Annotated in this window: 18 protein-coding genes; 11 read left to right on the plus strand and 7 right to left on the minus strand. The window is 73.2% G+C overall.

Annotation, left to right across the window (positions count from 1 at the left end; genetic code table 11):
- Positions 1 to 82: 82 nt before the first annotated feature.
- Both ACZCAH_RS14040 and ACZCAH_RS14045 read left to right on the plus strand, forming a co-directional pair.
- A complete protein-coding gene (locus ACZCAH_RS14040; protein WP_464341674.1) occupies positions 83 to 1951 on the plus strand; it encodes an ABC transporter transmembrane domain-containing protein in 1869 nt (622 codons plus the stop codon).
- Positions 1948 to 3828 carry an ABC transporter ATP-binding protein gene (locus tag ACZCAH_RS14045; protein WP_464341675.1) on the plus strand — a complete coding sequence of 627 codons (1881 nt, stop codon included), beginning with the start codon at positions 1948 to 1950 and terminating at the stop codon, positions 3826 to 3828. Before ACZCAH_RS14040 ends, ACZCAH_RS14045 begins: the two co-directional genes overlap by 4 nt.
- A 32-nt stretch (positions 3829 to 3860) precedes the next feature.
- Here the strand turns inward: ACZCAH_RS14045 and ACZCAH_RS14050 are convergent, their stop codons facing one another.
- On the minus strand, positions 3861 to 5252 hold the full coding sequence (locus ACZCAH_RS14050) for a hypothetical protein (RefSeq protein WP_464341676.1): 1392 nt from the start codon (positions 5250 to 5252) through the stop codon (positions 3861 to 3863).
- Positions 5253 to 5261: 9 nt separating this feature from the next.
- Between ACZCAH_RS14050 and ACZCAH_RS14055 the strand changes: the two genes are divergently transcribed.
- The gene (locus ACZCAH_RS14055; RefSeq protein WP_464341677.1) at positions 5262 to 6587 is read left to right on the plus strand and encodes a serine/threonine-protein kinase; all 1326 of its coding nucleotides are present in this window, start codon (positions 5262 to 5264) and stop codon (positions 6585 to 6587) included.
- Positions 6588 to 6596: 9 nt separating this feature from the next.
- On the opposite strand, the gene ACZCAH_RS14060 is transcribed toward ACZCAH_RS14055, so the two are convergent.
- Positions 6597 to 7277 (minus strand): response regulator, encoded by a 681-nt coding sequence (locus tag ACZCAH_RS14060; protein ID WP_464341678.1) that lies wholly within the window; start codon positions 7275 to 7277, stop codon positions 6597 to 6599.
- Positions 7278 to 7315: 38 nt separating this feature from the next.
- Here ACZCAH_RS14060 and ACZCAH_RS14065 point away from each other — a divergent pair, with 38 nt between their 5' ends.
- From ACZCAH_RS14065 to ACZCAH_RS14090, 6 genes are all read left to right on the plus strand, one after another.
- Positions 7316 to 9127: a sensor histidine kinase gene (locus tag ACZCAH_RS14065; RefSeq protein WP_464341679.1), complete on the plus strand. Its 1812-nt coding sequence runs from the start codon at positions 7316 to 7318 to the stop codon at positions 9125 to 9127.
- Between the two features lie 63 nt (positions 9128 to 9190).
- Positions 9191 to 10285 carry a fatty acid desaturase family protein gene (locus tag ACZCAH_RS14070; protein WP_464341680.1) on the plus strand — a complete coding sequence of 365 codons (1095 nt, stop codon included), beginning with the start codon at positions 9191 to 9193 and terminating at the stop codon, positions 10283 to 10285.
- A 177-nt stretch (positions 10286 to 10462) separates the two neighbouring features.
- Positions 10463 to 11116 carry a ribonuclease FAU-1 family protein gene (locus ACZCAH_RS14075; RefSeq protein ID WP_464341681.1) on the plus strand — a complete coding sequence of 218 codons (654 nt, stop codon included), beginning with the start codon at positions 10463 to 10465 and terminating at the stop codon, positions 11114 to 11116.
- A 66-nt stretch (positions 11117 to 11182) separates the two neighbouring features.
- Positions 11183 to 13732, plus strand: coding sequence for an aminopeptidase N (gene pepN, locus ACZCAH_RS14080; protein WP_464341682.1), 2550 nt, complete (start codon positions 11183 to 11185; stop codon positions 13730 to 13732).
- 101 nt (positions 13733 to 13833) lie between these two features.
- Positions 13834 to 14775: a mechanosensitive ion channel family protein gene (locus ACZCAH_RS14085; RefSeq protein ID WP_464341683.1), complete on the plus strand. Its 942-nt coding sequence runs from the start codon at positions 13834 to 13836 to the stop codon at positions 14773 to 14775.
- Between the two features lie 53 nt (positions 14776 to 14828).
- Positions 14829 to 15272, plus strand: coding sequence for a globin (locus tag ACZCAH_RS14090; RefSeq protein WP_464341684.1), 444 nt, complete (start codon positions 14829 to 14831; stop codon positions 15270 to 15272).
- A gap of 48 nt (positions 15273 to 15320) precedes the next feature.
- On the opposite strand, the gene ACZCAH_RS14095 is transcribed toward ACZCAH_RS14090, so the two are convergent.
- Positions 15321 to 15836, minus strand: a complete 516-nt coding sequence (locus ACZCAH_RS14095; protein WP_464341685.1) for an acyl-CoA thioesterase — start codon at positions 15834 to 15836, stop codon at positions 15321 to 15323.
- 32 nt (positions 15837 to 15868) lie between these two features.
- On the opposite strand from ACZCAH_RS14095, the gene ACZCAH_RS14100 reads away from it, so the two are divergent.
- The gene (locus tag ACZCAH_RS14100; protein WP_464341686.1) at positions 15869 to 16801 is read left to right on the plus strand and encodes an acyl-CoA thioesterase; all 933 of its coding nucleotides are present in this window, start codon (positions 15869 to 15871) and stop codon (positions 16799 to 16801) included.
- Between the two features lie 13 nt (positions 16802 to 16814).
- Here ACZCAH_RS14100 and ACZCAH_RS14105 read toward each other — a convergent pair whose 3' ends face one another.
- Positions 16815 to 18131 (minus strand): ABC transporter substrate-binding protein, encoded by a 1317-nt coding sequence (locus ACZCAH_RS14105; RefSeq protein ID WP_464341687.1) that lies wholly within the window; start codon positions 18129 to 18131, stop codon positions 16815 to 16817.
- 39 nt (positions 18132 to 18170) lie between these two features.
- The gene (gene glgP, locus ACZCAH_RS14110; RefSeq protein ID WP_464341688.1) at positions 18171 to 20729 is read right to left on the minus strand and encodes an alpha-glucan family phosphorylase; all 2559 of its coding nucleotides are present in this window, start codon (positions 20727 to 20729) and stop codon (positions 18171 to 18173) included.
- A 311-nt stretch (positions 20730 to 21040) separates the two neighbouring features.
- Here glgP and ACZCAH_RS14115 point away from each other — a divergent pair, with 311 nt between their 5' ends.
- Positions 21041 to 22789, plus strand: a complete 1749-nt coding sequence (locus ACZCAH_RS14115; protein WP_464341689.1) for a hypothetical protein — start codon at positions 21041 to 21043, stop codon at positions 22787 to 22789.
- Between the two features lie 91 nt (positions 22790 to 22880).
- On the opposite strand, the gene ettA is transcribed toward ACZCAH_RS14115, so the two are convergent.
- Positions 22881 to 24563, minus strand: a complete 1683-nt coding sequence (gene ettA / locus ACZCAH_RS14120) for an energy-dependent translational throttle protein EttA (protein ID WP_464341690.1) — start codon at positions 24561 to 24563, stop codon at positions 22881 to 22883.
- Positions 24564 to 24692: 129 nt separating this feature from the next.
- Positions 24693 to 25086, minus strand: a 394-nt coding sequence (locus tag ACZCAH_RS14125) for a hypothetical protein (RefSeq protein ID WP_464341691.1), incomplete at its 5' end; no start/stop codon positions are given.

A 25086-nucleotide genomic window follows, 5' to 3' on the forward strand; every position in this document is an offset into this window, starting at 1 on the left:
TCGGGTTCGGGGGTGATGCGCTCCATTCTGTCATCGCGCAAATCCCGTTGCGCCGGTCCGTCCGCCGGGGTTGGATTCTCTGGTGTCCTCCGCTTCCCCCGCCTCCGCGCCCTCCCGCTCCGACGCCCCCTCGGTGATGCGGTCGATCGTGCGCGGTCACCGCCGCCGGATCCCCGGCATCATGGCCGTCTCCTTCTTCGTCGAGGGCGTCGACATGCTGGTCCCCGTGCTGGTGGGCCTGATCATCGACGCCGGCATCGTCCGGGGGAACCTGGCGCTGGTGCTCGCCGGTGCCGCGGGCATCTTCGTCCTGAGGCTGCTGAGCACCTGGGCGTGGACCATCATGTTCGCGCTCTCGCAGAAGGCGCGCATGTTCGAGCGGCACCGTCTGCGGGTCGCCGTGACCGGTGCGGTCCTGGACCCCCGGTCCCGGCCGATCCAGCGACCCTCGGGCGAGGTGCTCTCGATCGCGACCTCCGACGCGGACAAGGCCTCGGACGTCATGGACATGCTGCCGTGGGCCTTCCCCGCGGGTGCCGTGGTGCTCGCCGCCGGGGCCTGGCTCGCGATCCTCGATCCCTGGCTCGGCGTCGCGACCCTCGTCGGGATCTTGGTGATGATCCTCGTGATCCGGGTGATCTCGCCGATCCTCTCCGCCCGCTACGACGCCCAGCAGTCCAAGGCCGCCGACGCCGCCGCGACGGCGACCGACCTGGTGCACGGCCTGCGCGTGCTGCAGGGCCTCGGCGTGCAGTCGAGGGCCCGCGCCCAGTACCGCCGGCGTTCCCGCATCGCGCTCGACGCGGCGCTCGTCAACGCTCGCTTCTCCGGCGTCGCGGGCGGCCTGACCACCCTGGTCACCGCCGCGATGATGGCGGCCGTGGTGATCATCGCCGCCCAGCGCACGATCGCGGGCGACATGACCATCGGCACCCTGATCGCCGTCGTCGGCGTGGCCCGCAACAACATGGGCATGCTGCAGGGCCTCTCCGGCCTGCCCGTGTGGTGGGCGTCGATGTCCACCTCGGGCCGCCGCGTGCGCGACCTGCTGGCGGACCTCGGCCGCACCATCGACGACCCCGAGCTGAGCATCGACCACCTCGCCCGCGCCCGCGACGATCGCGGCGAGGCCCGCCGCGGCGAGCGCCGCGCCGGGGTGGGCGGCCTGCACCTGCGAAACCTCCCCCTCGGCGCCATGCCGGCCGCGGACGGCCCGGCCGACGGGGCCATCGGGGCCGACGACGACAGAGCCGACGGCGCGCCGACCACGACGAGGCTCGATCTCACCGTCCCCGACGGCCGCATCGTGGCGCTCGCCTGCGCCGATCCGCGGGACGCCGACGCGGTGATCGCCGCCGTCGGCGGGAAGGGCGAGAGCACGGGCGTGCACCTCGGCGATCCGGCGAACCCCGAGCGGTCCTCCCTCGAGGTCACCACCCGCACCCGCTTCTCGACCCGCGCGGACCTGCTCGTCGAGCCGCACGTGGTGGACCTCTTCGACGGGACTCTGCGCGAGCAGCTGGCGACCCGTCTGCCCGAGGGCAGCGAGGAGGGCTGGGAGGAGCGGGCCCTGCACGCCGCGGGCGCCGAGGACCTGCTGCGGATCCTGCCCGAGTCCTACGACACCCGCATCCTCGACCGCGGCGCGAACCTCTCCGGCGGCCAGCGCCAGCGCATCGCCCTCGCCCGGGCGGTCGCGGCCGACGCCCCGGTGCTCGTGCTCCACGACCCCACCACCGCGGTGGACGCCGTGACCGAGCAGCACATCGCCGAGGCGCTCGTCGCGGCGCGCCGGGACGACGACCGGGCGACCCTGCTGGTCACCCGCTCACCGGCCCTCCTGCGCGCCGCCGACGAGGTGGTCTACGTGCGCGGCGGCCGCCTCGCCGCGCAGGGCGACCACCTCGACCTCATGGACCGCGACGACTACCGGGAGATGGTGCAGCGATGACCCGCTCGAGCACGCCCCCGTCGGCCCCCGCCCCGGTGGCCGATCTGACCCTGATCGACTGGGACGCCTCCCCCGAGGAGCTGCTCGCGGTCGACGCGACCGCGCGCCGCCAGCTCGATGAGCACGCCCAGATCCTGCCGATCGCGGACGTCCCCACCTCGGTGCGCCATGTCGGCGCGCGCCTGCGCCGCTTCGGCGGCATGACCGTGCTGACCCTGCTGGTGGTCATCGCGGGAGCCGCGGCCGCGGCCTGGATGCCGCGCCTGATCGGCGGGGCCGTCGACCTGGTGCAGTCCGGGGCGGGCTCCGCGGACCTGTGGCGCCAGGGCGGGCTGATCATGCTCGCCGGCGTGCTGCAGGCGATCCTCGCCGCGCTCGGCTGGGCGCTCGTGTCGAGCCTCGGCCAGCGGGTCCTCGCCGGGATGCGCGAGGACGTGATCGACCGCGCCCTCGACCTGCCCGCGCAGACCATGGAGATCACCGGTATCGGCGACGCCCTCTCGCGCGTCGCCGACGACGTGGACGTCACCGCCCGCGCCGTGAACAACGTGGTGCCCAACATCATCCAGATGGGCTTCTACGTGGTCGTGACCCTGATCGGCATGGCGACCCTCTCGCCGTGGCTGCTGATCCTGGTGGTCGTGGTGGTGCCGATGTACGTCGGCGCCGGGGTCTGGTACCTGCGCCGCACCGCGCCCATTTACCGCCGCGAGCGGGTCGCGATGGGCGCCCGCGCCCAGGGCCTGCTCTCCGCGATCCACGGCATCCCCACCGTGCACGCCTACGGCATCGAGCGGCGCGAGACCCGCCACGTCGCAGTGCTCTCCGAGACCGCCGTCGTGCTCGGCATGCGCGTCATGACCCTGGTGACCAAGCTGGTCAAGGTGATGGTGTGGCCCGAGAACATCGCGATCGCCCTGGTGCTCGTGCTCGGCTACGTGATGGTCAACGTCTCGGGTGCCCCCGTGGGCCTGGTGACGGCCGCCGCGCTGTACCTGATCTCCCTGCTGTGGCCGATGATGAACCTGATCTTCAGCCTCGACGACGTGCAGTCCGCCGCCGCGTCGCTCACCCGCATGGTCGGCGTGATCGAGGCGATCGACCCCGCCGCCTCCCCCGGTGAACAGATCCCCTCCGACGGCTCGATCCGGCTCGAGGGCGTCTCCCACGCCTACGGCACCGACGACGAAGGGAACGAGCGGACCGTCCTGCACCCGATCGACCTCACGATCGCCGACGGGGAGACCGTCTCGCTCGTGGGTGCCTCGGGCGCCGGCAAGTCGACCCTCGCGGCGATCATCGCCGGCACGCTCGAGCCGCGCCACGGCCGCGTGCTGCACGGCGGGGCCGACCTCGCCCGCGCCGATCTCGAGGCGATCCGCCGCCACTCCAGCATCGTCAGCCAGGACGTGCACGTCTTCCGCGGCACCCTCGCGGAGGACCTGCGGCTCGCGAGCCCCGACGCGACCGACGAGCAGCTGCTCGCCGCGCTGCGCCTCGTCGACGCGGAGACGTGGGCACTCGCCCTCCCGAAGGGCCTGGAGACCGAGGTGGGCGAAAAGGGCGAGCGGCTCACGGCTGAGCAGTCCCAGCAGCTGGCCCTCGCCCGGATCGTGCTCCAGGACCCCGCGGTGCTGGTGCTCGACGAGGCCACGGCCGACGAGGGCTCCTCGGGGGCGCGCACCCTCGAGCGCGCCGCCTTCGAGGTGGCGCGCGGGCGCACGACGATCATCGTCGCGCACCGGCTCTCGCAGGCGATGGTCGCCGACCGGATCCTGGTGATGGAGGGCGGTCGCGTGGTCGAGCAGGGCCCGCACCAGGAGCTGGTGGAACGCGGCGGCGTGTACGCGCGCCTGTGGGAGGCCTGGTCCGGCTGAACCGGTCCGGCTGAACCGGCCCGGCGCGAGGATCAGCGGCGGCGGATCAGCACGAGCACCCCGGCGAGCCCGGTCCCGAGGCCGAGCACGCCGAGCACCCCGGCCCCGGCCAGCAGGGCGATCCGTCCGGCGGTCCAGTCGCCGCCGAGCGGGCCCCGGCGCGATTCCGGGGAGGCGTCGCCGAGCTCGAGCACCTCGCCCTCGGCGGCATCCTCGGCGACCTCGCCCTCGACCTCGAGGGTGAGGATCAGGCGCACCGGCTCGGCCTCCGCGGCGGGGGCGCCCTCGGGGAGCTGCCGGCGCTGCAGCTGCACCGTGTAGGTCCCCGGGAGCCAGGCGGAGCGGATCGACTCCGTCTCCGAGCTGCGGTTGCCGAGGTCGACGGGCGCGGCCATGCCGCCGCCGCTGATGGTCGCGGCGCTGTGCACCGTCCACATCCCGCCGTCCACGGTGACCGGCCCGCGGACGGCGTCGAAGACGCGCAGCCCGATGTCGGGGCTGCCCTCGGACGGCAGAGCCGTGACCTCGGTGCGCCAGCGCAGCCGCTGGCCCTCCTGCACGTCGATGTCCAGCAGCGCGGACTCCCCCGGCAGCAGCTCGAGCACGGTCGATCCCGGCTCGAGGCGGGTCGCGGTCGCGAAAGATCGACCCGGGGCGATCGGCTCCGTGTTCTCGGGAGCGACGGGCGCCGCCCCGTCGTCCTCTATCGGCTCCTCGACCGCGGGGGCTCCGCCGCCGAGGCCCGCCGGCTGGATCGCGACCTGGATCTCGACGGGCAGGGGACGCTCGGCGTCCCGTGCACCGAGGCGCTGGACGCGCAGGTACAGGGTCTCACCGGCGCATCCGTCGGGCCCGACCTCGGCCGAGAGCCGAGCGGTGGTGATCGGGCCGTCGCCGGTGCCGGTCTCCCCCGCGGTACGGGTGCTGCCGTCGACGCAGTCCGCCCCCTGCGCGGTGACGAGGTCGACGTCGACGTCGAGCGGCTCCCGCTCCTCGGGCAGGCCGTCCGCGTACGGCGGCGCGGCGATCGTCGCCGCCGCATGCACCCGCTGCCCGTCGGCGACCGCGATCCGGTAGTACTTCGCGGTGCCCTCGGCGGAGTCGCCCGTCGCACCCTCCTCGAGAACGTCCCGGACGATGCCGGGGGTGATCTCCGGGGCCTGGGCGAGCGAGGCCCCGCCCGAGACCTCCGCGCCCTCGACCCGGTAGGCGTGCTCCGGCACCTCGTCCACCGCCGCGGGGTCGGCGAGCGCCGACGGCGAGCCCAGGACCGCGAGGAGCACGGCGAGCGCTCCGCCCAGGGCGAGGCGCCCGGTCCGCGGAGGTCGTCCCGCGGGATCGCGGAGGTCCGCGCGGGACGGCACGGACCGGATCGGGACCCGGATCGGAACCGGGATCGTGACGGGGAGCAGGTGCCCTAGCATGGCCCCATCATGTCCGATGTCATCGCAGGCCGCATCGAGCTGCTCGACCCCCTGGCCCGAGGCGCCTCGGGGTCGCTGTGGCGCGCGGTCGACCGTCGCTACGGCGCGATCTGCGCCGCGAAGGTGATGCGGCAGCGCGACGGCGCCGAGGTGCTGCGGTTCGTGCGCGAGCAGAGCGTCGGCACCGCGCAGGATCTGGGCCGGCACCCGCATCTGCTGCCCCCGTACACCTGGGTCGCCGAGGACGACACGATCGTGCTGGTGATGCCCCTCGTCCACGGCGGCACCCTGGCCTCGCTGACGGCGGAGCACGGCCCGCTCTCCCCCGCCCTGGTCGCGCACCTGCTGCGCCAGCTGCTCGACGCCCTCGCGGCGCTGCACGAGTCCGGTTGGGTGCATCGCGACGTGAAACCCGCGAACCTGCTCCTCGCCGCGACCGACGCGGCCGCCCCGCACCTGCTGCTGGCCGATTTCGGCATCGCCCTGCACACCTCCGACATCCGCCTCACGGAGACGGGCCTGGTCCAGGGAACGCCCGGCTTCCAGGCCCCCGAGGCGATCGCCGGGCAGACCACCTCCACCGCGCAGGACGTCTGGGCCGCCGCGGCCAGCGCGCTCGAGGCCCTCGCCCCGACCGCACCGCGGGAACGGCCGACGGCGGACCAGCTCCCCGCTCGCCTCGACGCCGCGCTCGCCGGCAGTCCCGATCCGGCGGCGGGCCCGCTCGGCGCGCTGCTGCACGCCATGCTGAGCGTCGATCCGGCCGACCGCCCGAGCGCCGCGGAGGCGCGGGAGACCATCCCGCAGTTCTCGGCGCCCCCGGAGCACTGGGCGCTCACCCGCTCCGGCGCCCGGGTCACGGTGCCGGACCGGGTCGAGGGGACCGACGGGCGCCGAGAGGTGCCGCTCGAGGGGCCTGCCTCGCTCGCGGGTCTCGCGCCGGGGCTGCACGAGCGGCTGACGGCGCGCTCGACCGCGAGCTCCGGCCCCGACTCCCCCACCGAGCTGTTCGTCCGCAGGCCCACTCCGCGGGATCCGATCGGCTCTCCCCCGGCACGCGGTGCGGTCTCCGCCGCGGCCTCACCCGCGCCCGCGATCGGCTCGCCGTCCTCCGGTGCAGGATCGCCGGTACCTGCACCTGCACCTGCGATCGGCTCTCCCGTGCCCGGCACCGGATGGTCGGTTCCGGCGCTCGGCCCGTCGGCCGCTCCCGCCGGTCCTCCGCCGTCGGCCGGGACCCCGCGGGGATCCCGCCGTGGCCTGGGCCTCGGTCTGCTGCTGCTCGCTACCGCGTTGCTCGCCGGCTCGGGCGGCCTCCTCTGGGCCGCCTTCTGAGCCAAGGGTTCAGGCGCCGGGGCGCACGAGGCCCGTCTCATAGGCGGTGACCACCAGCTGGGTGCGATCCCGCGCGCCGAGCTTGGCGAGGATCCGCGAGACGTGGCTCTTCACGGTCTGCTCGGCCATCACCAGCTCCGCGGCGATCTCCCGATTGGCGAGACCGCGCGCGACCCCGCGGAGCACCTCGAGCTCGCGCTCGGTGAGATCGGCGAGGCGCGGGGAGGTGCGCACGGCCGGCTCCGGGCGGGAGACGTAGTCCTCGATCAGGGCGCGGGTCACGCGCGGGGCGAGCAGGGACTCCCCCGCCGCCACCACCCGCACCGCGTGGACCAGCTCCTCCGGTGTGGAATCCTTGAGCAGGAAGCCGCTGGAGCCCGCGCGCAGGGCGGCGAACACGTACTCGTCGGCGTCGAAGGTGGTCAGCATGATGATCCGCGGAGGCGTGCCGGGCATGGCGAGCACCGCCCGGGTCGCGTCGAGCCCGCCGACGTGGGGCATGCGGATGTCCATGAGCACCACATCGGGCCGCGTGCGGCGCACCACCTCGGTGATCCCGGCGCCGTCCCCCGCGGTGCCCACCACGGTGATGCCCTCCTGCGCGTCCAGGAGCGCCTCGAAGCCGGCCCGGATCATCGACTGGTCGTCGACGATCAGCACGCGGAGCTCGGACGGGGAGGAGGGGGGCATGGCGACACGGTACCGCCGGTCCCCGGGAGGGACCTGCGATGGCTCTCGTCCCTGATCGACGGGCGCTGCGGCGCCTCGGCCACGACCTCGACCTGGTGATGACCGGGCTCGGCCTGACGCTGCTCGCCGCGATCATGCTGCTGCCCCTTGCCGCCGTCTCCGCCGTGCTCGCGGCGGTGTGGGTCGGCGTGGTGCTCCTCCCCGTCACCCTCGGGCTCGCGGCCATGATCGCCGGCTGGGATCGGGCCCGGCTGGTGCGCTGGGGGGTCCGGGTGGCCCCACCGGACTACCGGCGACGCGGCCGCGGGGTGCGCGGCCTGCTGCCGCTGCTCGGGGATCCGCGACGCTGGCTGGACCTCGCCTTCGAGGCGCTGATCGCCCTGCCGGTGCGGGCCGTGACCGCGGGCGCGGCGGTCGCCTGGGCGGGCGCGGCGCTGGGCGGGCTCAGCTTCTGGGCGTGGGGACGGGCCCTGCCCGCCGCGCCGCTGCCGTTCGGCGGGCAATGGGCGGTGGCGCTCGCCCTCGGCGTCGTACTCGCCCTCTCCTTTCCGGCGGTGGTGCATCAGCTGGCCCGGCTCGATGTGCTGGTGACGGTGCCGCTGCTGGGTGGGGAGGAGCCCGGCTCCCGCCCAGCTCCCGGTCCGCGCGCCGCCGTCTCCGGCCCGGCGACGGTCCTCCACGAGGAGGCGTGGACGCGGATGACGGTGGCCTTCCTGGGGGTCGTGCTGCTGGCCGTCGGCTGGCCGGTCACCGCCGCGCTGTACGACGTGCATCCGGCGCTCGCCATGCTCGTCGCGGTCGCGGCGTCCGCGGCGCCGCTGGTCGCCGTCGGCCGACCCCGCGAGGGGCTCGCCCTGTCGGTCCTCGGCGCGGCGGCGACGATGCTCGTCACCGCTCCCGCACAGGCCCTCGCGCCGTGGCCGTGGCCGGTCACGGCGCTCATCGCGCACTGCCTCGTGCTCGCGGTCCTCGCCGTGCTGCACCGCTGGTACTGGTCGCTCGCCGGGTGGTCCGCCGGGGCGGTGCTGACACTCCTCGCCCTCGTCGCGACCGTGCCGGTCGACCTGCCGGGGCCCGTGCTGCGCCAGGTGTCGACCAATGCCGTGGTGCAGGTCGCGATCAGCGGAGCGGTCGTGCTGCTGGGCCTCACGGTCCGCCAGCTGGTGCTGGTCAGCGAGCGCGTCGAGGAGGCGGAGACCGTCACCGCGGAGGAGATGCGGCGCCGCATCGAGCTCGAGGAGCGCCACCGCATCGCCCGCGAGCTGCACGACGTGGTCGCGCACTCGATGTCCGTGATCACGGTGCAGGCGGGCACGGCCCGCTTCCGCCTCGGCGGTCTCGACGCCCGCACCGAGCAGGAGTTCGAGGACATCGCCGCCTCCTCCCGCCAGGCCCTCTCCGAGATGCGCGCCCTGCTCGCGACCCTGCGCACCGACGAGGGCCCCGAAGACCTCCCCCAGCCGGGTCTTGCGGACCTCCCCGAGCTGATCGACGCGAGCCGGGCGACAGGGGCGCGAATCGACGCCGAGCTGGACTCGGTCGAGGTCCCGCCGACGGTGGGTCTGACCGCCTTCCGCGTGGTGCAGGAGGCACTCTCCAATGCGCTGCGCCATGCCCGTGGCGCCCCGATCACGGTGCGCGTCAGCGCCGACGACGGAGCTCTCGCCGTCGTCGTCGTCAACGGTGCCCCCCAGGCCGATCACGCGCCGATCCCCGGCTCGGGGCTGGGGCTGGCCGGCGCGCAGCAGCGGGTCACGGCGCTCGGCGGCAGCATCACGGCGGGGCCGCGGGAGGACGGCGGCTTCACGGTCCGGGCTCTGATCCCGATCGCGGACCCCCTACCCCGGTAGGGGGTGCAGGTTCGCTCCCGCGGGTGACGCGCACGGGACGATCACCTCCTTAGCGTCGCGGCCATGACCGCTCTCGACACGCTGCCGGAGCCGACGCCCGGCGCTCTTCCCCGGCCCCGCGCCGCCGCCAATCGCGACTACTTCGAGCTCACCGAACGGGTGAAGGCCGCGGGCCTGATGGGGCGCGACGTGCGTACCTACGTGCTGCGCACCGCCCTGCTCACCGTGATCCTCGCCGCCGGGATCGCCGGCATGGTGCTGATCCCCGACTCGCCTTGGCTGCTGCTGCTCGGCGCCGGTTTCGGCGTCCTGTTCACCCAATTCGCCTTCCTCGCGCACGACGGGGCGCACCAGCAGGTGTTCGCCTCGGGCCGCCGCAACCAGTGGTTCGCGAGGATCATCGGCAACCTCGTGGTGGGCCTGAGCGTCGCCTGGTGGAACCGCAAGCACGGCAAGCACCACGCCCACCCGAACACCATCGGCAAGGACGGCGACATCTCCGGCGGCGTGCTCGTGTTCGTCCCCGGCGACGAGCAGGGCCGCTCCGGGTTCATGGCCTGGCTGGCCAAGCGCCAGGGATGGGCCTTCCTGCCCCTGCTGAGCCTGTTCGCCTTCGTGCTCCACTACGAGGCGATCTCCAGCGTCCTCCGCGACACCAAGATGAAGCACCGCCTCGCCGAGGCCGTGCTCTGCGGGATCCGGATCCTCGGCTTCCCCGTGCTGGCGTTCGCGACCATGTCCCCGGGATGGGCGGTCGGGTTCCTCGCGGTGCAGCTGGCCGTCTTCGGCATCACCATGGGCGGCTCCTTCGCCCCGAACCACAAGGGCATGCCGATCCTGCCCGAGGACCTCGAGGTCGACTTCCTGCGCCGCCAGGTGCTCACCTCCCGCAATATCACCGGCGGCCGCCTGATGAACTGGGCCATGGGCGGGCTCGACCTGCAGATCGAGCACCATCTCTTCCCGCGCATGCCCTCCGGACATCTGCGCAAGGTGCGGCCGCTGGTCAAGGAGTTCTGCGCCGAGAAGGGCATCGTCTACACCGAGACGTCCCTGCTGCGCTCCTACATCATCGTCATCAAGTACCTCAACCGGGTGGGCCTCGGCTACGCCGACCCGATGGACTGCCCGGTCGCGGCCCAGCTGCGACGGGCCTGAACCGGTCCGTCCGGGCGGCGCGTCCGCGGCGTCGAGACCGGCGCGCCTGACGCCCCGCTCCCCGGGAGGCGGTATGGTCGCCCCATACGCCTACCCCTTCACGGGCAGCGCAGCCCCGGCCCGGTGGCCGGTCGGTACGGGGCGTCCGTGGAGGCCGATCCGGCCGGGACCTCCACCATGTCTTCCACCCCGCGCTGGTCGCCCGGCGACCAGGTGACCTGGACCTACTACACCCCACAGCACCCCACGCGCACCGTGCGCCCCGGCACCGTCGTGCTCGACGACGACCGCGGCGTCGTGGTGTGGATCGCCCCCGGCACCGAGGTGCTGCTGCCCGTGCTGCAGTCCGGGGCGGCGTTGCGCCGCGCCGGCGACGAGGGCATGTTCACCGCCCCCCGCGTGCAGTCCAAGCAGCTGTGGACCGGCAACGGCATCCTCATGATCGGCCTGCCCGATACCCCGTACTCGGTGTGGCTGTTCTACAAGGACGACGGCTCACTCGGCTGCTACTACGTAAACCTCGAGACGCCCTACGAGCGCACCGAGGAGGGCATCCGCACTCGCGACCTCGTGCTGGACCTCGTGGTGCTGCCCCGCCGGGACTGGCACTACAAGGACGAGGACGAGCTCGAGGGCGCCGAGCGCACCGGCTACTTCTCCGCCGAGGAGGTGGAGGGGATCCGCGAGGCGGGGCGCCTCGCCGAGCGGCACATCGCCGACTGGGCCTATCCGTTCTCCGCCGGCTACGAGTACTTCTTCCCGGACCCCTCCTGGCCCCTGCCCACCCTCCCCGAGCACTACACCTGGGAGCTGGACCTGACCAGGCGGTGAGCGGGTTGCGCTGATGCGCCCTCGATTCCTTCCGGGTGACCTCCCGGTCAGTGGCAGGATGTCTCCATGTCCTCCGAGAACCTCACCCGCGACGAGGCCCGCAGCCGCGCCTCGTTCCTCGCCACCGACGCCTACGACATCCGCCTGGACCTCACCACCGGGCCGGAGACGTTCCGCACCGAGACCACGATCCGCTTCACCGCGAGCGAGAGCCGCGAGACCTTCGTCGACCTGCTCGCGAAGGCGGTGACCGAGGTCGAGCTCAACGGCGAGCTGCTCGAGGATCCCGCCTCCCGCTTCGACGGCGCCCGGGTTCAGCTGCCCGCCGTGCGCGAGGGCGAGAACACGGTGCGGATCCTCGCCGAGGGGCGCTACATGAACACCGGCGAGGGCCTGCACCGCTTCGTGGACCCGGTCGACGACGAGGTGTACCTCTACACCCAGTTCGAGGTCTCCGACGCGCGGCGCATGTTCGCCTGCTTCGAGCAGCCCGACCTCAAGGCGACCTTCGCACTGACCGTCACCGCCCCCGCCCACTGGCGGGTCATCTCCAATGCCCCCACCCCTGCGCCGTCGGCCGCCGGAGAAGGCACCGCGACCTGGGCCTTCGAGCCGACGGAGCGGATGTCCACCTATCTCGTCGCGCTCATCGCCGGCGACTACCGCGGTGGCGAGGGCTCGGTCCCCACCCGGGACGGCCGCACCATCCCCATGGGCGTCTACGCCCGCGCCTCGCTCGCCGAGCACGTCGACGCGGACTACGTCATCGACGTGACCCGTCGCGGGATCGAGTTCTACGAGGAGGCCTTCGACCAGGACTTCCCGTTCCGCAAGTACGACCAGGTTTTCGTGCCGGAGTACAACATGGGTGCGATGGAGAACCCGGGCGCCGTCACCTATGTCGAGGCCTACGTGTTCCGCTCCGAGGTCTCCGGCGCGATCCGCGAGCGGCGCGACCTCACGATCCTGCACGAGCTGGCGCACATGTGGTTCGGCGACCTCGTCACCATGCGCTGGTGGGACGACCTGTGGCTGAACGAGTCCTTCGCCGAGTACGCCTCGACCCTCGCCTCCGCCGAGGCGACGGACTGGACCGACTCCTGGACCACCTTCGCCGTCTCCGAGAAGGGCTGGGCCTACCGCCAGGACCAGCTGCCCTCGACCCACCCCATCGTCGCCGACATGGTCGACCTCGAGGCGGTCGAGACCAACTTCGACGGCATCACCTACGCCAAGGGCGCCTCGGTGCTGCGCCAGCTCGTCGCCTACGTGGGCCGCGAGGAGTTCTTCGCCGGCGTCCGCGCCTACTTCGCGAAGCACGCCTGGGGCAACACCGAACTGCGCGATCTGCTGGTCGAGCTCGAGGCCACCTCCGGGCGCGACCTCTCCTCGTGGGCGGCACTGTGGCTGCAGACCGCCGGGGTGAACACCCTCTCCCCCGTCCTCGAGCAGGACGCCGACGGCACCCTCACCCGTTTCGCGATTGCGCAGACCGCGCCCGCCGAGCACCCCACCCTGCGCCCGCACCGCCTGCAGGTGGGCGGGTTCTCCCTCGTCGGCGGCCGGCTCGAGCGCACCGAGAGCGTCGAGCTCGACGTCGACGGCGCCCTCACCGAGGTGCCCGCCCTGGTCGGGAAGCGCGCCGACCTGTGGCTGGTCAACGACGGTGACCTCGCCTACGCGAAGGTGCGCCTGGACCCCGCCTCCCTCGCCGTCGCCATGGAGCATCTGCGCGACCTCGCCGACCCGCTGGCCCGCACCCTGCTGTGGTCGGCCGCCTGGGACATGGTCCGCGACGGCGAGCTGCCCAGCCGCCGCTTCCAGCAGCTCGTGCTCGCGAACCTCACCGGCGAGCAGTCCTCCTCCGTGATCCGCACCCTGCTCCAGCAGCTCGAGACCGTCGCCGGTCCCTACGCCGCCCCCGCGGACCGGGCGGGGCGCACCGCCGCTGCGGCGTCCGCCCTGTGGGAGCTCACGGAGCAGGCCGAGGCCGGATCCGACACCCAGCTGCAGTGCCTCGAGGCCTTCGCCCGCCTCGCGAGCACCGACGCGCACCGGGAGGTCCTCGCGGGTCTGCTCTCCGGCGAGCGCACGCTGCCGGGTCGCACCATCGACACCGACCTGCGCTGGAAGCTGGTCATCGCCTTCGCGGCCCTCGGCGGTCTCGACGAGGCGGGGATCGACGCGGTCCTCGCGACCGACGACACCCAGTCCGGCCGCAAGTCCGCGCTCACAGCCCGCGCCGCACGCCCCACCGCCGAGGCGAAGGCCGAGGCGTGGCGGACCACGATGGAGCAGGACGAGCTCGCCAACGAGTCGGTCACCGCCGTGGTGCTCGGCTTCCGCCGGGTGGCCGACGAGTCGCTGGTCGCCCCGTACCGTCGGCGCTACTTCGCGGCGCTGCGCCAGATCTGGGCGGAGCGCAGCAACGAGATCGCGAACCGGCTCGCGCAGGGCTACTTCCCCTCCGAGTTCGGCGGCCAGACCGTGCTGGACGACGCCGACTCGTGGCTCGAGGAGAACGAGGACGCCCCCTTCGGCCTGCGCCGCATCGTCGTCGAGGGCCGCGACACCGTGGCCCGCCAGGAGCGGGTCCGGGCCGCCGACCGCGACTGACACCGCGCCCCGCAGGCCCCCCGGCACCGTGAGCAGTCGCACGGTCCCGGGGCGGGCCTGCGACACGGACAGCGGCCAGGGCCGGGCGCTACCGTGGCGGCATGCCTGATCTGACCCCGCTGCTCTCCGCCCCGAGCGCCGACGTGGCGCTGACCGTCATGGACTCGCTGCTGCGCTGGCTCGTCACGAGTGGCGTGCGGATCATCGTGGTGCTCGTCGCCGCCGCGGTCGTCAGCGGCGTCGTGTCCTGGCTGCTGCGCCGCTTCTTCCGCACCATGGCGGACTCCTCGGCCCGTCTGTCCTCGGTGACCGGGGCCGTGGTCCGGCGGGACGCCCGCGCGCAGAAGGCCGCGCAGGCCCGTCGGGAGCAGCGCGCCGAGACCCTCTCGAACGTCGCCCGGAACGTGGCCCGGATGGTGATCTGGGCCGTCGCCCTGGTGATGGTGCTGTCCGAGCTGGGGGTCAACATCGCCCCGGTCATCGCCTCCCTCGGCGTGATCGGTCTGGCCGCCGGCATCGGCGCCCAGACGATCATCAAGGACATCGTCGCCGGCATCGTGATGCTCTTCGAGGACATCGTCGCGGTCGGCGACTACGTGGACCTCGAGTACGCCGAGGGCACCGTCGAGGGCATCAATCTGCGCGTCACCCAGGTGCGCGGCATGGACGGCGCGCTGTGGACGGTCCGCAACGGCGAGATCATCCGCATCGGCAACCGGTCCCGCGGCTTCTCCAACGCCGTGGTCACCCTGGACATCGACGCCGGCGCCGACGACGAGCAGGTCACCGCCGTGCTCGAGCAGGTCACCGCCGAGCTCGCGGCCGACGAGACGTGGAAGCCCGTGATCCTGGGCCCCGCGGACGTCTCCGGCATGCTGGGCGTGGACGGCACCCGCTACCAGCGCCGGGTGATCATCCAGACCGCCCCCGGCGAGCAGTGGGCGCTCGAACGGGAGCTGCGCGGCCGGATCCGCACCGCTTTCGCGAGCGCCGACATCGCCTTCGCGGTGCCCCGCTTCGTGGACGCCGTCAAGCCCACCTGATCGCTCCCGTCCGCCCCACCCGCCCCGTCACCCCAGAATCCCGGAGGACCCCCATGGCCGGAGATCCCGCAGCACAGTTCAGCTTCTACGAGGCGGTGGGCGGCGAGCCCACCTTCCTCGCCCTCGTGGACCGCTTCTACGCGGGCGTCGCCGAGGATCCGCTGCTGCGGCCGATGTACCCCGAGGAGGACCTCACCGGGGCGAAGCACCGCCTGGCGACCTTCCTCGCCCAGTACTGGGGCGGTCCGAAGACCTACGGCGCCGAGCGCGGCCACCCGCGGCTGCGGATCCGCCACGGCATCTTCCCCGTCTCCCCGGCGGCCCGGGACGCATGGCTCGGGCACATGCGCGACGCGGTCGACTCCCTCGAGCTGGCGCCCCTGCACCGCGAGACCCTGTGGGACTACCTCGAACGGGCCGCGCACTCGCTGGTGAACACGGTCGACGGCGGCGAGGCGCCGATGGCCGGCCAGGTCGTCCCCGGTCAGCTCTCCTGACCCGGCGACCGACGGGCTCGAGTCGACTCCCGCGCGCGGCCCCGCGGCTCAGTCGCGGAAGACGAGCCCCTCGCCGGCGAAGGGCGAGAGGCGCTCGCGGGAGTCCGCATCGAGCCGCACCGGCCGGCCGCTGACCGCATCGACCATCACCACGACGGTGCGGGCCCGCGCGTAGGGCGAGGTGCCGCCCGGATCGTCGCGGGTGAGCACGAGGTAGTCCACCGCGATCGACGCCCCGCCGAGGCGGGAGATCCACAGGCGCACCACGGCGCCGTCGCGCCGGTGCCCGAGCATGCGCGTGTACTCGATGCGCTGCGAGGCGATCACCGTGGAGACCGGCGCATCGGTGCCACCGCCCGGGAGCGGGGCGATCGCCGCCGGGGCGCCCAGGGCGATCTGCTCGGCGGGTGCGAGCCAGAAGGCCGCGATGCGCGCCTCCTCGAGCAGGCGCACCATCGCGGCGTTGTTCACGTGCCCGTAGGCGTCCAGATCGGTCCAGCGGACGGGGACGGTGACGTCCACGGAGGTGTCGGGGGCGGCGGGCGCCGCATCGGGGGAAGCCATGCCGTCCATCGTATGACCAGTACGATCGGCCCATGAGCACCACCGTCCCGGATCCCTCCGCCGTCGTCGCCGGACTCGTCGACCTGCTCGACCTGCGCCCGCTCGAGGTGGACCCCGCCCTCTCGGCCCCGACCACCGTCGCCGCCTTCGAGGGCGACTCCAACCCTCAGCCGGGCGGGCACGTGTTCGGCGGGCAGGTGATGGGGCAGGCGGTCACGGCGGTGGGCCGCACCGCCCCGGAGGGCCGTCGGATCCATTCGATGTACTCCTACTTCCTCGCCCCCGGCGATCCCCGGCACCCGATCCGCTTCCAGGTGGACGCGCTGCGCGACGGTGGTTCCTTCTCGGTGCGGCGCGTGCTCGCGACCCAGCCGGGCCGCACGGCCGACGAGGGCGAGCGCACCATCCTCGCGATGACCGCCTCCTTCCAGGAGGAGCAGGACGGGCTGGAGCATTCCGAGCACGCCCCCGAGGCCCCCGACCCGGACGGGCTGCCGACGACCGCGGACGTCCTCGCCGGCATCGACCACCCGGTGGCCCGCTACTGGTCCACGCAGCGCCCGATCGACATCCGTCACGTGACGGACCCGATCTACCTGCGGCCCGATGCGAACGGCGGCGCGAGCGACACGCAGATGGTGTGGATGCGCACCCTCGCGCCCGTCGCCGCCGACGCCCTCGTGCACGACGCGATCCTCGCCTTCGCGAGCGACTACACGCCCTTCGAGCCGATCCTGCGCCGGCAGGGGCTGAGCTGGATGACCCCGGGGCTGAAGATGGCGACCATCGACCACGCCATCTGGTGGCACCGGCACGTGCGGGCCGATGAGTGGCTCCTCTACGTGCAGCGCTCGCCCAGTGCCGCGGGCGGGCGCGGGCTCACCCACGGTCAGGTCTTCGACCGGGCCGGCGACCTGGTCGCGACGGTCACTCAGGAGGGCATGATCCGCGCTCGCGGCGCCTGATCCCGCGAGCGGATCAGCCGACGGCCGCCTCGGCCGCCGCCTGCGCGCGGGGCATGGCCTCGGCGGCGGCGGCCTCCCCACGGAACACCTCCGCGATCACGCCGAGCGCCGCCGCGGTGCCCTCGGCCGAGCGCAGCCCGTGCTCGGGCGCGGCGACCTCCTCGGGGGCGCCGATCGCGCTGACGTCCACGCCCTGCTCGGACCAGGCCTGTTCCCAGGCGCTGCGCAGATCTCGATGACCGGGGATACCGATCCGGTTCTCGGCCAGGGGCCGCTGCCCCTCGACCGTGCCGAGCCAGCTCATCAGCTCGCCGATCGCCGCCTCGCGGTCCTCGTCGTCCGGGTCGACCGCGACGGCGGCGACCGCGTGGACCAGCGGACGCGCCCCGCGCGGGCCGGGGATCACCGGATGGACGGACCACGGGAAGCTCTGGGCGATCCCGTCGACCAGGGTGCCGAGATCGTAGGTGCCGGTCTGGAGCAGGCCCAGGCGTCCCTCGAGGAAGAGGTTCCGGCAACGCGCGGGGTCCTGGGTGGTCTCGGTGCCGTCGGGGGCGAGTGAGGAGGTGGTGAGATCGGCGAGGTACTGGATCGCGGCGACCGCCTCGGCGGAGTCGAGCGTGAAGGCACCCTCCTCGTCCTGCCAGCTCCCGCCCTGTCCGGCCACGAACGGGCCCAGCACGGCGCTGCGGTCCAGGTGGGCTCCGACACCGAAGGCGGTGCGGGAGTCGGCATCGAATCCCTCGTCGCCGGGGTGGCGGCCCTCGCCGTCGACCGTGATCGCGCGGGCGAGATCCCGGAGCGCGTCGGAGGGGGCGGCCGGCTCCGCGCCGAGGGCGGTGGCATCGCCCCCGGCACCGGAGACGAGATCGTCGTGCGCCACGAGCAGCGACTGGTCGGAGTACTGCGGCACGCCCCACAGGGCACCGTCGACGGTGTACTGGTCCGCGGCGATCTGATCCCACTGACCGACCGCCGAGCCGACCATCGGCCCCGCCTCGAGGAGATGATCCCCCTCGATCGCCGCGGCGAGGTTCGCCGTGTTCATCCATATCACGTCCGGAAGGGTGCCGGCCGCGGCGTCGAGCGGCATCTGCTTCCAGTAGTCGTCCCAGGTCAGCACCTCGACTTCGACCGTCAGGCCGGTCGACTCGGTGAACGCCGCGAGGGAGGTGGTGTAGGCCGAGGCCGCCTGCTCGCTCCACACCCGCATCCGGAGGGCGTCGCCCTCCTCCAGCTCGGGAGCGGGCCGGGAACAGGCGGAGAGGGCCCCGACCCCGGCCAGTCCCGTCGCGGCGGTGGTGAGCAGGAACTGGCGACGGGTCGGCACGGGGTCGGGACCTTCCGGGTGGGGTGCTGCGGGCGGCGCTCAGGCGGTGGCGACCAGCCCGAGCTCGGCGCGATGGGCGAGCACCGGATGCTGCGGGGTGACCCGCACGGTGAAGCCCACCTCGCCGGGGACGGCGAGCGCGAGTCGGGCGGTGTGGCGACCGTCCTCCGCGCGCTGCAGCGGGATCAGCTGCGGGTCGATGATCTCACCCTCGGCGCCGATCGGGCCCAGGACCGCCTCGACGAGGACATCCTCGTCACGCAGCCCGCCGAGCTCGACCTCGGCCGCGAGGGTCACCTCGGCGCCCGCGGTGACCGCCCCGGAGCCCGCGCCCTCGAGCGTCGCCGAGCGCACCGCCACCTGGGACCAGGCGGCCTGCACGGCGTCCTTCCACGCGGTGAACGACCCGGCCAGCGCCGGATCGGCGTGGAAGGCGGAGGCCGCGCGCGCTGCCGGCAGGTAGAGATCGGTGACGTAGTCGCGGACCATGCGGGCGGCGGTGATCTGCGGGGCGACCGAGACCAGCGAGGCCCGGACCTTGGTCATCCAGCCGCGCTGCAGCCCGCGCGCGTCGCGCTCGTAGAACAGCGGCACGATGCGGTTCTCGAGGATCTCGTAGAGGGCCTCCGCCTCGAGGCGGTTGCGCTCGCCCTGATCGGGCAGATCCGCGGTGGGAATGGTCCATCCGGCCGCGTCGTCCTTCATCTCGTCCCACCAGCCGTCCGAGATGGAGAAGGTGAGACCGCCGTTGAGGACCGCCTTCATGCCCGAGGTGCCCGAGGCCTCCTCGGGGCGGATCGGGTTGTTCAGCCACACGTCGGAGCCGGCGATCAGCACCGAGGCCATGCGGATGTCGTAGTCCGGGAGGAAGACGATGCGGTGACGCACGCCATGGTCGTCGGCGAACTGCACCAGCTGCTGGAGGAACTCCTTGCCGGGGCGGTCGGCGGGATGGGACTTCCCGGCGATCACGAACTGGACGGGGCGCTCCTCGTCCAGCAGGATGCGCCGCAGCCGCTCCGGATCGCTCAGCATCAGCGTGAGGCGCTTGTAGGTGGAGACACGGCGGGCGAAGCCGATCGTGAGGGCGCGCGGGTCGAGGATCGACTCGGTCCAGGCGAGCTCCGCCTCGTCGGCTCCGCGGCGCAGCCAGGCCCGCTTCACATGGGCCCGGGCCATGTCCACGAGCTCCCCGCGCAGCGCGTCCCGCGCATCGGTGAGGTCGTGATCGGTGAGGGTCGACAGCGCGGACCAGTCGGACATCGCGGAGATGTCGACGTCGCCGAGCGCCTTCTTGTAGAGGTCGTCCATGTGCGCCGAGGTCCAGGTGCGGCGGTGCACGCCGTTGGTCACCGAGGTGATCGGCACCTCGGGCACGTCGAAGCCCGGGTAGAGGTCCTGGAACATGCCGCGGGAGACGGCGCCGTGGAGCTTCGCGACCCCGTTGGAGCGCTGGGCGATGCGGAAGCCGAGGTGCGCCATGTTGAAGATCTCGCCGCCCTCCTCGGTCCCGAGGGCGAGGGAGGCCTCGACGGGCAGCGCCGGGATCAGGCGGGAGATCCCCGACTCGTCGGCGTCGAGGTAGCCGCGCAGCTCCTGGGCCGCGAAGCGGTCGATGCCCGCGGGGACGGGGGTGTGCGTGGTGAAGACGGTCCCGGCGCGCACCTCGGCGACGGCCTCGGCGAAGCTCGCGCCGGCCTGCATCAGCTGGCCGACCCGCTCGAGGCCGGAGAAGCCGGCGTGGCCCTCGTTGAGGTGGAAGACGGTGGGCGCGGGGTGGCCGGTCGCCGCGGCGAAGGCGGCGACGGCGCGCACGCCGCCGATGCCCAGGACTATCTCCTGGACGATGCGGTGCTCGTGGTCGCCGCCGTAGAGGCGGTCGGTGATCTGGCGCGCCTCCTCGTCGTTGGCCTCGACGTTCGTGTCGAGCAGGAGCAGCGGGATGCGACCCACCTGCGCGACCCAGAGCGCGATGGCGACCTCGCGACCGCCGGGGAGGGTGACGGAGACGGTGACCTGCTCGCCGTCGGCGCCGCGGACCTCGCTCACGGGGAGCTCGGCGGGATCGTTGAGCTTGTACTCCTCCTGCTGCCAGCCGCTGCGGTCCAGGGACTGCGAGAAGTAGCCCCACTGGTAGAGCAGGCCGATCGCGACCAGCGGCACGCCGAGGTCGGAGGCGGACTTGAGGTGATCGCCGGCGAGGATGCCGAGGCCGCCGGAGTAGATCGGGAGCGTCGGGGTGATGCCGAACTCCATCGAGAAGTACGCGATCGCCGAGGTGCCGACGCCGTTCGCGGGCACGGTGCGCTGGAACCAGCGGCCCGAGTCGAGATAGGTGCGCAGGTCGCCGGACTCCGCGCGCATGCGGGCGAGGAAGGTCTCGTCGTGCGCGGCCTCGTCGAGACGGCCCGCGGGGACCCGCGGGAGCATCGCGATGGGGTTGCCGCCGCTCGCGGAGAACGCCTCGGGGTCGAGGCTGCGGAAGAGGTCGACGGTCTGGCGGCGCCAGGTCCAGCGCAGGTTCAGCGCGAGGTCGCGCAGGGGCTCGAGGACGCTCGGGAGGGCGGAGGACACCGTGATCGTGGAGATCGGCTTCATGGCACGAGAGTACCCGAGGAGTCGGGGTCGGCTTGCACTGATCTTGCGGAGCGTCGAACATGCCTATGAGCGACGTCTTAAGCCTGTCCACCTGCGACGATGTTCTGCAGCCATGCCACTCCACAGCTCCCGCCGATACGGAATCCTGCAAGTTCTTTCCGGCGGCTCCGTCCGGGCTGACCGCCACCCTTCGGCCACCCTGATCGCCTCCTCCGTCCACCACGCACCCCGGGGAGGTCTCCGGCCTGCCACAATGTCTGGTCGAGGCATCAGGGTGGGGACCCATCAGGCATCGTCAGGGAGGACGTCCGATGAGGATCGGGACGAATACGGGGGAGATCGTCGAGATCCCCGAGGACACGATCGACCTCTCCGAGCGTCTGGATCCCGTCCGCACCCTGCTGCGTCGCATCGCGGGCGGGGACCATCGCGCCGCACGCGGCCTCGTCGAGCTCCTGGCGCCCCGGGTCCACGGCCTCGCGGTGCAGGTCACGGGATCCTCCGCCCGGGCCGAACGGATCTCGATCGCCGTGCTGCGCTCGTGCCTGCGCGATGCGGGACAGCTGGCGACGGGAGGGCTCCCCGGGGAGGTGGCGGTGCTCGATCGGGCGCGCCGCGCCGCGGTCTCGACCTCCCCGCGCGGCACCGTACGCTCCCTGATCGCCCCGGAGGACGCCGCGGACCGCACCCGCGACCGCCGGGAGATCGAGGTGCAGCGGGTCCTCCTGACCCTGCCTCCTGCCGATCGCGCCCTGGTCGAGTCCGCCGCGCAGGGCCGCTTCCCCTACCCGGCGAGCGACCGGGAGGACGCCGCGACGGTCCTGGCCGAGGCACTGGAGCGCCTGGTGCCCTCGGGACCGCTGGCCGAGCCCGAGTCGGGATCGCGCGCCGTCCGGGCCCTCGCCGCCCTGGACGCCCTCGCCCTCGCCACCGCGGAGGAGCAGGCGCGGCTGACGCGCCTGTCGACCTCCGGGGAGAGCGTGCTGATCCATCGGCGAGCAATCGAGGCGGCGGCCCGGCTGACGCTGCTGACCGCGGTGACGCCCAGCCGGGATCTGCGCGTCCCCGTCCTCGAGGGCTTCCCGGCGGCGCACCTCGGGAGCCCCGCGGGCCCGACCGGCCGCGACGGGACGACGGGGTCCGTCCCCGAGGCGCGTCCCGGCCCGGCCGCGGGCCCCGCCCCATCCGCGGGCACCGCGCCGTCCGCGGGCACCGCTTCGTCCGCGGGCCCCGCCTCGTCTGCCCCGTCCACCCCGTCCGCCGGCACCGCGCCCTCGGCGCCGTCGGCGTCCGCCGCCCACCCTGCGCCCGCCGTCCCGTCAGCCGCGATCGCCCCGGGGCCGGAGGCGCCCTATCGCGGCTCCTATGCGACACCGGTGCTGGGCACCGACAGCCAGCGCCGCCTGGTGGGGCCGCCCGCCGTGGCCGGGACCCGGCTGGGCTCCGCGTCGCTGGCCTCCCCCGCCACTCCGCTGCCGTTCCCGGGCGCTGTCCCCGACGGCGGGGAGTCCGGGGCCGCCGTCCCCGCCTTCGCCTACACGGGATCCGCGCAGGGCGACCGGAGCCGGCGACGCCGACGCGCCGAGGCGCGGGCCGCCCGCCGCCGCCCCCGCGGCGCGCCGTGGATCTCGCGCACTCTCGCGGTGCTGGGACTGATCGGCGCGCTCGTGCTCGGCCTGCTGCTGCTCGGGGCCCGCGACGATCTCGCCCGCACGGAGGAGTTCAGCGCCGCCTGGGCCGCGCAGAGCATGGACCCGAGCGCCCGGTTCGTGCCGGGCGTGAGCGACAACGGCACCTGGCAGGCGGTCCTCACCGACACTGAGCTCGCCCTGCGCGCCGAGGGCGTGCGCGGGTACGACGGCGAGGTGCTGCAGCTGTGGGGCGAGCAGGACGGGGCACTGCAGGACCTCGGCGTGCTCGAGCTGCAGACCGACGGCACGATCGAGCTGACCGCGGAGCAGGGGGTCGAGCGGCTCCTGGTCACGCGCGAGATGTCGCCGCAGAACATGTCCGGCACCCCGTCCGAGCGGATCGTGGCGAGCCTCGACCCCGCGCACTGAGCCGGCGTCCCGAACCTGCCCCGGGGACGACGGAGGGGCACCGCCGCTCGGCGATGCCCCTCCTCCGTCCTGGGCCGCGGCCCGGTGCGGATCAGTCGCGAGTCAGGCGGCGATAGGTGACGCGGTGCGGTCGCGCCGCGTCCTCGCCCAGTCGCTCGACCTTGTTCTTCTGGTAGGACTCGAAGTTGCCCTCGTACCAGTACCAGTTCGAGGGGTTCTCCTCGGTGCCCTCGTAGGCCAGGATGTGCGTCGCGACGCGGTCGAGGAACCAGCGGTCGTGGGAGACGACCACGGCGCAGCCGGGGAACTCCAGCAGGGCGTTCTCGAGCGAGCCGAGGGTCTGCACGTCGAGGTCGTTGGTCGGCTCGTCGAGGAGCAGCACGTTGCCGCCCTGCTTGAGGGTGAGCGCGAGGTTGAGACGGTTGCGCTCGCCGCCCGAGAGGACGCCGGCTTTCTTCTGCTGGTCCGGACCCTTGAAGCCGAACTGGGAGACGTAGGCGCGCGAGGGGATCTCGACCTTGCCGACCTGGATGAAGTCCAGCCCGTCGGAGACGACCTCCCAGAGATTCTTCTCCGGGTCGATGTTCTCGCGGTTCTGGTCGACGTAGCTGATCTGGACGGTGTCGCCGATCTTCAGATCCCCGCCGTCCAGCGGCTCGAGGCCGACGATGGTCTTGAACAGCGTGGTCTTGCCGACGCCGTTGGGACCGATGACGCCCACGATGCCGTTCGGCGGGAGCGAGAAGGAGAGCCCGTCGATGAGCAGGCGCTCACCGAAGCCCTTCTGCAGGTCCTTGGCGTTGATCACCACGTTGCCCAGGCGCGGGCCCGGCGGGATGGTGATCTCCTCGAAGTCGAGCTTGCGGGTCTTCTCCGCCTCCGCGGCCATCTCCTCGTAGCGGGCCAGACGCGCCTTGGACTTGGCCTGGCGACCCTTCGCCGAGGAGCGCACCCACTCCAGCTCCTCCTTGAGGCGCTTGGCGAGCTTGGCGTCCTTCTTGCCCTGGACCTGCAGACGCTCCTCCTTCTTCTCCAGGTAGGTGGAGTAGTTCCCCTCGTAGGGGTAGAGGTGGCCGCGGTCGACCTCGGCGATCCACTGGGCGACGTGGTCGAGGAAGTAGCGGTCGTGGGTGACGGCGATGACCGCGCCCTCGTACTGCTGCAGGTGCTGCTCGAGCCAGAGCACGCTCTCGGCGTCGAGGTGGTTGGTGGGCTCGTCCAGCAGCAGCAGGTCGGGCTTCTCCAGCAGCAGCTTGCACAGCGCCACGCGGCGGCGCTCACCCCCGGAGAGGTGGGTCACCGCCTCGTCGCCGGGCGGGCAGCGCAGCGCGTCCATCGCCTGCTCGAGCTGCGAGTCGAGGTCCCAGCCGTTCGCGGCGTCGATCTCGGTCTGGAGCTTGCCCATCTCCTCCATGAGGGCGTCGAAGTCAGCATCGGGCTCCGCCATCTCCTCACCGATCGCGTTGAAGCGCTGCACCTTCCGGTACAGGTCGCCCATGCCCTCCTGGACGTTCTCCAGGACGGTCTTGGATTCGTCGAGCGGCGGCTCCTGCAGGAGGATGCCGACGGTGTAGCCGGGGCTGAGTCGCGCCTCGCCGTTGGAGGGCTGGTCCAGGCCCGCCATGATCTTCAGGATCGTCGACTTGCCGGCGCCGTTGGGGCCGACCATGCCGATCTTCGCGCCCGGGTAGAAGCTCATGGAGACGTCATCGAGGATGACCTTGTCGCCCACGGCCTTGCGGGCCTTGTACATCGTGTAGATGAACTCTGCCAATGTGGTGTCCTTGTCGAAGCGTGGTCAAGGTGCGGGGTTCTCACCGGCGCGCCGCGGAGCGGCGCCGCGCGGGAGTCGTCACGGTGCCCGACTCTACCGTCCCGCCACGGGAACGGGTCCCCGCGGGACCTACTGCGCTCCCGCGGGCTCGAGCCCCGCGGCCAGGGCCACCGCCGCGAGCGCAGTGAGGAACCACCAGGACGCGAAGAACCACACCGCGCCCGAGGCCCCGCCCGCGAGCAGGAGCGCACCGGCCCGACGTCGTCCGTGGGAGCCGCCGAGGAGCCGGAGGGCCGTTCCGGCCACGACGGCCCCGAGCACGGGGACGGCCAGCACGGTCCCGCCGAGATCGAGCAGGGACCCGAGGGTGAAGAAGCCCACCACGGCCAGCAGCACCAGCAGCGCCCCCGCGAGCACCGCTCCCCCGACTCCGGCGATCAGACGGTGGCTCCGCTCGACCGCGTCGGGGACCAGTGTCGCCGTCAGCAGGATCACCAGCGAGAGCATCCCGATCAGCACCCCG

It is taken from the genome of Brachybacterium sp. B718/18 (assembly GCF_055454375.1).

What these genes read in the sequence shown, in the direction of transcription:
- ACZCAH_RS14070 (WP_464341680.1), top strand. Translation starts at nt 9,191, where the DNA reads ATGACCGCTCTCGACACGCTGCCGGAGCCGACGCCCGGCGCTCTTCCC.
- ACZCAH_RS14115 (WP_464341689.1), top strand. Translation starts at nt 21,041, where the DNA reads ATGAGGATCGGGACGAATACGGGGGAGATCGTCGAGATCCCCGAGGAC.
- ACZCAH_RS14085 (WP_464341683.1), top strand. Translation starts at nt 13,834, where the DNA reads ATGCCTGATCTGACCCCGCTGCTCTCCGCCCCGAGCGCCGACGTGGCG.
- pepN (WP_464341682.1), top strand. Translation starts at nt 11,183, where the DNA reads ATGTCCTCCGAGAACCTCACCCGCGACGAGGCCCGCAGCCGCGCCTCG.
- ACZCAH_RS14055 (WP_464341677.1), top strand. Translation starts at nt 5,262, where the DNA reads ATGTCCGATGTCATCGCAGGCCGCATCGAGCTGCTCGACCCCCTGGCC.
- ACZCAH_RS14065 (WP_464341679.1), top strand. Translation starts at nt 7,316, where the DNA reads ATGGCTCTCGTCCCTGATCGACGGGCGCTGCGGCGCCTCGGCCACGAC.
- ACZCAH_RS14090 (WP_464341684.1), top strand. Translation starts at nt 14,829, where the DNA reads ATGGCCGGAGATCCCGCAGCACAGTTCAGCTTCTACGAGGCGGTGGGC.
- ACZCAH_RS14095 (WP_464341685.1), bottom strand. Translation starts at nt 15,836, where the DNA reads ATGGCTTCCCCCGATGCGGCGCCCGCCGCCCCCGACACCTCCGTGGAC.
- ACZCAH_RS14045 (WP_464341675.1), top strand. Translation starts at nt 1,948, where the DNA reads ATGACCCGCTCGAGCACGCCCCCGTCGGCCCCCGCCCCGGTGGCCGAT.
- ACZCAH_RS14075 (WP_464341681.1), top strand. Translation starts at nt 10,463, where the DNA reads ATGTCTTCCACCCCGCGCTGGTCGCCCGGCGACCAGGTGACCTGGACC.
- ACZCAH_RS14100 (WP_464341686.1), top strand. Translation starts at nt 15,869, where the DNA reads ATGAGCACCACCGTCCCGGATCCCTCCGCCGTCGTCGCCGGACTCGTC.
- ACZCAH_RS14050 (WP_464341676.1), bottom strand. Translation starts at nt 5,252, where the DNA reads ATGCTAGGGCACCTGCTCCCCGTCACGATCCCGGTTCCGATCCGGGTC.
- ACZCAH_RS14060 (WP_464341678.1), bottom strand. Translation starts at nt 7,277, where the DNA reads ATGCCCCCCTCCTCCCCGTCCGAGCTCCGCGTGCTGATCGTCGACGAC.
- glgP (WP_464341688.1), bottom strand. Translation starts at nt 20,729, where the DNA reads ATGAAGCCGATCTCCACGATCACGGTGTCCTCCGCCCTCCCGAGCGTC.